This window comes from Thermogutta sp. (assembly GCF_039793925.1).
Lineage (GTDB): Bacteria > Planctomycetota > Planctomycetia > Pirellulales > Thermoguttaceae > Thermogutta.
The window spans coordinates 1-7,475 of the sequence record NZ_JBAMME010000204.1 but is presented as its reverse complement, the minus strand read 5'-3'; the positions used below and the strand labels follow the sequence as shown (position 1 = coordinate 7,475).

Annotated in this window: 7 protein-coding genes; all 7 read left to right on the top strand. The window is 59.3% G+C overall.

The window, feature by feature from the left end; all coding sequences use genetic code 11:
• Nucleotides 1-476 (top strand): hypothetical protein (locus ABJK56_RS08170; RefSeq protein WP_347244174.1); only part of this gene is annotated, 476 nt, incomplete at its 5' end.
• A 177-nt stretch (nucleotides 477-653) separates the two neighbouring features.
• Nucleotides 654-2,510, top strand: coding sequence for a hypothetical protein (locus ABJK56_RS08165; protein ID WP_347244173.1), 1,857 nt, complete (start codon nucleotides 654-656; stop codon nucleotides 2,508-2,510).
• 39 nt (nucleotides 2,511-2,549) lie between these two features.
• Nucleotides 2,550-3,566, top strand: coding sequence for an SDR family NAD(P)-dependent oxidoreductase (locus ABJK56_RS08160; protein WP_347244172.1), 1,017 nt, complete (start codon nucleotides 2,550-2,552; stop codon nucleotides 3,564-3,566).
• 67 nt (nucleotides 3,567-3,633) lie between these two features.
• Nucleotides 3,634-4,569: a glycosyltransferase family 2 protein gene (locus ABJK56_RS08155; RefSeq protein WP_347244171.1), complete on the top strand. Its 936-nt coding sequence runs from the start codon at nucleotides 3,634-3,636 to the stop codon at nucleotides 4,567-4,569.
• Nucleotides 4,570-4,577: 8 nt separating this feature from the next.
• The gene (locus ABJK56_RS08150) at nucleotides 4,578-5,837 is read left to right on the top strand and encodes a glycosyltransferase (protein WP_347244170.1); all 1,260 of its coding nucleotides are present in this window, start codon (nucleotides 4,578-4,580) and stop codon (nucleotides 5,835-5,837) included.
• 31 nt (nucleotides 5,838-5,868) lie between these two features.
• Entirely contained in the window at nucleotides 5,869-7,002 is a 1,134-nt protein-coding gene (locus tag ABJK56_RS08145; protein WP_347244169.1) for a glycosyltransferase family 4 protein, read from the top strand.
• A gap of 2 nt (nucleotides 7,003-7,004) precedes the next feature.
• Nucleotides 7,005-7,475, top strand: a 471-nt coding sequence (locus ABJK56_RS08140) for a glycosyltransferase (RefSeq protein WP_347244168.1), incomplete at its 3' end; no start/stop codon positions are given.

Genomic DNA, 7,475 nt, shown 5'->3' with positions numbered 1-7,475 from the left:
TCTACGTGGGGATTTACCCGGCTCTCCGGCGGCGCGCCAGGGGAATTCTCAGGCATGTACTGGAACGTCTGACCGATATGCGCGGCATATATCCGCAAACGGCTGTGTATATGGAGCGTACAGACGTTTGGAGCGACGGCTGGGTAGGGCCTCGCCTGGTGACCTCGCGCCAGGTCGGCCCCGGCGCACAGCGGGTCATCATCCGCGGCGAGGTGGATTTGAAGTATATCCGCCAGCCCTTTGTTTTGACGGTCCTGATAGACGGAGAGGTCGTGGGGCAACAACAGATCAGCCAGAGCGGTCGCTTTGAAATTGACCTGACATTGCCGGAGCCTCTACCTGCCGGCGAACACACAGTAGAAGTCCGATCCAGCGCCTGGTTTGTGCCCCATCGCTTTACACGCTCTGGGGATTTTCGGCCGCTGGCGTGGCGGGCTGCATCCACGGAGGAGTCCAATGTGGTCTGTTGCTCTTGAGCGGATGAGAATGAAAATGACACAGATTGGGATCGGCGTCAGAAGATTATGGGCGGATATCGGGATGCTGGGTGCAATGATTGTACTTATGCTGATTTATTATTGGCTTGCTGCATCAAGCCAGAGTGTACTCATAGACAGTATTACCCAACCTTCGGAGATGATGCATATATTTCTATGCGATACGCCAGGCATTTGCGCGAAGGGCGCGGGCTGGTTTGGAATGTCGGAGAGAAGCCTATAGAAGGATATACCAATTTCCTTTGGGTAGTCTGGATTGCAGTGTTGATGCTATTTATTGAAGATCCCTCTTTCCTAATGATTGCCAGCGGGGCAGCCCTGCATGCTCTATCCGTCGCCTTTTTGTATCTCTTTCTACGAAAAGCATTCCGGTGCCACCTTGGGGTAGCAGCTCTTGCGGCGTGCCTGTTGGCCGTATGGGAGCCGATCCGGATCCAAGTTCTAAATGGGCTTGAAGCACCAATGTTGCTGTTTCTGTTCATAGTAGCGGTTTATTTTCTTTTTGGCGATTCGACTAACAAGCTTCACATCTTTATGGGTTCTTTTCTGGCAGGGTTATTGCCCCTTGTCAGGCCCGACGGACTAATCTTTTTAATAATTGTTCTTGCCGGTCTCGCTTCTCATCGTCTATTTCAGGCCACAAAGGCTTTTAAGGAGACTTTGAAAAGATGGAAATGGGTACTGTTATGCTTTGTGATGCCCACTGTCTTGCTTACCCTGTTTCGGATTTCCTATTTTGGTGAATGGTTGCCTAACACTTATTACCTCAAAGTATACAACCGTCCAGGACACATTGAATATGGGATTGCGTATGTGCAGCGTTTTCTGAATTCTTTCTATGCTACGCCTTTGATTGTCCCGTTAGTAGTTTATGGATTGTTTGAGAAGCGGCGGTACATAGGAGCAATGGCATTAGGGATTATCGGCAACCTGGCTTATGTCGCGTATCAAGGAGGGGATGCATGGGATTGGTGGCGGTTTATGATACCTATCCTTCCTATGATTCTGATCACACTGGCTTCGCTTAGTGAGCGATGTAAGGTGAGTAAGCCTCTTTATGCAACTGCATTAGCCATTTGGGTAATGATTGCGTTTTCCGGCGTTCGGCCAGTATGGACTGCTATTCAACAAGGCTCAATATTTCCGAAGCCAATTTCACAGACTGCTGATAATATCAGGCTTGGTCTGCTATTGTCAAGGGTCTGCCAACCTGACACATATACTGCAGATTTCTGGGCTGGAGCAGCACCATTCTACTCAAGGCTACCCTCAATTGATATGCTGGGGAAGTCTGACTGGCATATTGCGAGATTGCCTGCCTACAGGTCAGGAGCGCCTCCAGGCCATGATAAATTTGATTTTGAATACGTCCTAAGTAGAAGACCGGATGTTATCATCTCTAATCACCCATTGAAAGTGACGCCCGAAGATCTTCAGGGTATCAAGCAAAGTAATTACCCTTTTGGCGCAATCCTCTTGGAAAACAAATTGTTTCAAGAGAATTACATCCCTGTGGACTCGATAATTTCGTATCGTTGGCATGGCATCTTTGCCCGACGAGACAGTGATAAATGCGCGTGGTGGCGTTTGCCTGTTGAAGAACTTGCCTTATTAGGCAAAACCTGCTTAGCCTTTCCAGAAGGCTGGTATGGGCTTGAACAGAGCGACCAGGTTTGGTGGCGTTGGACAGACGGTCGCGGTCGGATCAAGGTCATAATCTCTGAAGATACAGGTGTTTTGTTATCGGGGGGTGTTTTCTCTATTCGGTATCCCAATCGTGTGGATATCCTGCTCAACAATGAAAGGGTTGAGACGTTGAGTTTAGATCAGAGCACGGGAGACTTTCGTCCTTTTGATCTTTCACTTCCCCTGAGGGCGGGTATAAACGTCATCGAGTTCGTGAGTCACAACCCGGCGATCACCATCCCAACCGATAGTCGCCCATTGGCCATCGCTGTCCGGAATCTGCGTCTACAGACAGAAGGGGGTCAAACCTGTGAGTTACAGCCCTGATGGGCTTTTGCATCATTCTCAATCAACGAGGAGAGAGGTATGGACTGGAAAAACACATCCGTTTTGGTCACCGGTGGCGCGTCGTTCATCGGTTCGCACCTCACCGACGCGCTGATCGCACGCGGCGCAAAGGTGCGCATCGTGGATGACCTTTCCAGCGGCAGGCTGGAGAACATCCAGGAGCATCTGGCAAGTGGACGGGTCGAGTTCATCCAGGCCGACCTGCGGGAGCCGGGCATCACGCGCGCGGCGATGAAGGACATTCAGGTCGTGTTTCACCTGGCCGCCGACCACGGCGGGCGCGGCTACGTGGACCTGCACCAGGCCGGCCCGGCCTCCAACCTGTTCCTGGACGGTCTGGTCTTCTGGGAGGCCCGCCGCGCCGGCGTGGAGAAGGTGGTCTTTGCCTCGTCGGGATGTGTCTATCCCAATTTTCTCCAGAGCGACCCTGATAAGGAGATTTACCTGACCGAGGACCTGGTCAAGCCTCCCTACGATGCCGACAACATGTACGGCTGGGCCAAACTGATGGCCGAACTGACGTTGAGGGCTTATCACCGGGAATACGGTATGAAAACGGCTTCGTGCCGCTACTTTACCGTGTACGGCCCGCGCGGTGTAGAGAACCACGCCGTCATCGCCATGATCGCCAAAGCGTTCATCGGCCAGAACCCCTTTGAGGTATGGGGGGATGGCACCCAGGTGCGCAACTGGACCTACATTGACGACATCGTGCGCGGTACCATTCTGGCGGCCGAAAAGATTGATGACGGCACAGCGGTCAATCTGGGCACGATGGAACGGGTGCGGGTGATTGATGCCGTCCAGATGGTGCTGGAGTACACGGGTCATAAGGCCGAGATTCTCTTCCGGCCCGATATGCCGGTGGGGCCCTTGAATCGGGTGGCCGACAACTCCCTGGCGAAGAAACTGCTGGGCTGGGAGCCGCAGGTGCCTTTTCGCGAAGGCCTGAAGCGCACGATTGACTGGTATTTTGCCACCAAGGATCGGGAGCAGGTGCGCAGGATTCTGGGGCGGATGTTGACCGAGCGTTAAAAGCCGGGTTATCCTTATACCGATTCTGGCCCTTCGCAGGGGCGCGTATTGCTGGAGGATGATGGGCGTGGCTGGCTGGCCGCTGGTTTCTATCGTTACGCCTTCGCTGAATCAGGGTCGCTTTATCGCCAACACGATTGAGTCGGTATTAAGCCAGGACTACCCGCGCATTGAGTACTTTGTTGTGGACGGTGGCTCGACCGATGAGACGCTGGAGGTGCTCCACCGTTATCGCGGGCGATTGCGCTGGGTATCCGAACCGGACGGGGGACAAAGCGCGGCAGTCAACAAGGGCTGGCGGCAGACCAGCGGCGAGATCGTCGCCTGGCTGAACTCGGACGACACCTACCTGCCCGGAGCGGTCAGCCAGGTGGTGGCTTTTCTCCAGGAACACCCTGAGATAGATGCCGTCTATGGCAACTGTGACTACATAGACCTGGAAGGCCGTTTCCTTCGGCCGTACCCGACTCGTCCCTACAACTATCTGGAGTTGGTGCGTACTGCGTTCAACTATATCCCTCAACCGGCCACTTTTGTTCGGCGGCAGGCGCTCGAGGCGATCGGATACCTGGACGAAACGCTCCATTACATTATGGACCTTGACTGCTGGCTGCGACTGGGAGCCCAGCACACTCTGGCTTACCTGCCGGTGCGCCTGGCAACGTTGCGTCTACATCCGCAGGCCAAATCGGTTCACAGGATTGGAGGCTTTGCTGCTGAATTCATTTACGTCTATCAGCGCCTGTTTGCTTTGCCCTATCTGCCAGCAACGGTGCGGGCCATAGAAACTGAGACAATGAGCAACGTTTACTACCTGGCCGCCTATTTTGCATTCTGGGCTGGAGATCTGCAGAGCGCCCGCCGCTATGGGTTGCAAGCCTGGCGTTTGCGCCCGTTCCGAGTCCGCCGCCTGTTACCCTTCCTGGCGCTGGGGAAACCAGGGTTGAAATTGGCGCAGGCGCTGCGAGGTCATCCCTGCGACAATACTACCGGTTCTTGGTGAGGGCACCGATGCCCATTACTGTCGCCCTTCTCTGCGATCCCCCTCTCCATGTGGGTGGTGTCGAGGCACACTTGCTTTCCCTGTTGCGCTACGGCGATCGGACCCGATACCACTGGCTGATCGTCTCATTGGTCTCTCCCGCCTTCCAGACGCAAGTGGAGGCCCTGGGCGCACAGGTGTTTCCCTGGCAAGCAGCGCATCAACTGGATATCGCTGCGCTGGCCCGCCTGGTGCGTCTGTTTCGCTCTCACCACGTCGGCTTGGTCCACGCGCACAGCCCGCGCGCGGCCCTTTTGGGACGGGTGGCGGCCCGCCTGTTGGGGATTCCGGTCGTTGTCACTGTGCACCTGCCCCCCTACAAGTATGTACACGGGCAGGGTCTCCGCGCTCGCTTTCAGCGCTGGCTCTACCGTCGCGCCGAGCAATTCCTGAATCACGCGTTAACCGATCGTCTCATCTACGTCTCGTCGCGCATCGGCAGGGAGGCCATTAACCGCGGTCTGGCGCCCTTTCGGCGCACGACGATCATTGAGAACGGGATTGATCTGTCGCCCTTTGCGGACTGCTATCGGGGACACTCTGTACGCGAAGAGTTGGGCACATCGCCGGCAACAACCGTGCTATGCTGTGTCGGTCGGCTGACCGAACAAAAGGGAATGGATATTTTGCTGGAAGCGCTCCACGGGCTGGAACCTCGGAAGTGGGACCTGCGCCTCTGGCTGATCGGCGATGGGCCGCAGCGATCTATGCTGGAAACCCGGGCCCGCCAACTGGGGCTGGAGACCCGCGTGCAATTCCTGGGCTGGCGCTATGACGTACCAGACCTGCTGGTGGCCAGCGATATTTTTGTTCTTCCCTCGCGCTACGAGGCCATGCCGATGACCATCCTGGAGGCAATGGCAGCCGGGTTGCCCTGCGTGGTGACCGATGTGGGGGACAACGCGCTGCTGGTGGAAGACGGCGTCAACGGCCGGGTGGTATCCCCAGAAGACCCGGCGGCGCTGGCGGGAGCGCTGCGCGATTTGATTCAGTCCCCGGGCGCGCGGCGGGTAATGGGAGATGCGGCACGCCGAAAGGCGCAGCACTACAGTGTGGAGCGGATGGTGGCGTGCACACTGGCCGTGTATGGGCAGGTAACAGGGTGTGCCGCAAACGGGGCGTCAGATAATAAAGATGTCCCCGGTGAGAACGTGGGGACTGTGTCTGGCGCTGGTCAGCCTTTGGGATGTTTTGCCTTAACGGGTCCCCAAAGCCAAGAGAGCGGCTGAATGATAGAAATGCATCCAGGAAAGGGGGACTGTGAAGGCAGACCCCGGTAGCGTTGTGTTCTGCCGATCCACGCCCATCGCGCCGGACCCGCGGGTGGAGCGGGCGGCCGGGGCGCTGGCCGAGGCCGGGTTCCGGGTGACCGTGGTCGGCTGGGACCGGGGCTGGAAGCTGGCGGAGGCCGAGGACCGGCCCGGCTTCCGGCTGGTCCGCATCCGGGTGCCGGCCCCCTTCGGCCGGGGCCTCCGCAACCTGCCGGGCCTCCTGCGCTGGCAGGCCGCCCTCCTGGGCTGGCTCCTTAAAAACCGCGCCCGCTACGACATCATCCACGCCTGCGACCTGGACACCGCTCTGCCGGGTCTCCTGGCCGCAAGGGCCTGCCGCAAGCGCCTGGTCTTCGACGTCTTTGACAGCTACGCCGACGCCTTCCGGGTCGGGCCCCTCCGCGGGCTTGCCCGGCGGCTGGAGGCCCTGGCGGCGGCGCAGGCGGACGCCGTGATCCTTCCCGATGATGTTCGTCGGGCCCAGCTCGGGGATGTCCGGCCCCGGCGGCTGGCCGTCATCTACAACTCCCCACCGGACGTCCGGCCGGAGCCGGAGGGGCTCGGCGAGGCCGACGGGTTTAAAATCGCCTACGTGGGCCTGCTGGACGCCACCCGGGGCCTCTTTACCCTGCTGGAGGTAGCGGCCCGGCGGCCGGACTGGACGCTGGACTTGGCCGGCTTCGGGGTGGACGAGGAGAGGATCGCCGGCCGGGCCCGCACCCTGCCGAATGTCCACTTTCACGGCCGGGTCGACCATCCGACGGCCCTGCGGCTGATGGCCGGGGCCGACGTCCTGGTGGCCACCTACGACCCGGCGGTGCCCAACCACCGGTACGCTAGCCCAAATAAGCTCTTCGAGGCAATGATGCTGGGGAAGCCGATAATTGTGGCCCAGGGAACTCATGTGGATAATTTGGTTGAACGGCACGGGTGTGGCCTGGTGGTCCCCTACGGCGACGCCGCCACCCTGGCCGCCGCCCTCGAGCGCCTGGCGGCGGAGCCGGACCTGCGCCGGGCGCTGGGCGCGGCCGGCCGGCGAGCCTACGAGGCCTTTTACAGCTGGGAGCTAATGCGGGCCCGGCTGGTGGGCCTCTACCGGGAGCTTGCGGCGGGGGGCGGCTGACGGTGGGCCTACGGCTGGCCCTCACGGTCAACAATGCCCGAGATATCATCGTCTGGCGCCGAGGCCTGGTTCGGGCCCTGGGGGCGGCTGGATTTGAGACGGGGGTGGTTGCGCCGCCCGGCCCGGCGGTGGACGCCGTGGCCGAACTCGGATGCCCGGTCTTGACGTACCCCCTCGACCGGCGGGGCCTCAACCCGGTTGGGGAGCTCCGGTCGCTAACAGGGCTTTATGCGATTTACCGGCGGTGGCGGCCGGTGATCGCCCACCACTTCACCATCAAGCCAAACCTCTACGGGACCCTGGCCGCCCGGCTGGCGGGGGTGCCGGTGGTGGTTGCCACCGTCACCGGCCTGGGATACATCTGGACCGACGATGGGCCGAAGGCCCGGGTGTTGCGGGCCGTGCTGGGGCCGGTGTACCGGCAGGTTCTCCGGCTGGCCGATGCCGTCATCTATCTGAACGAGGACGACCGG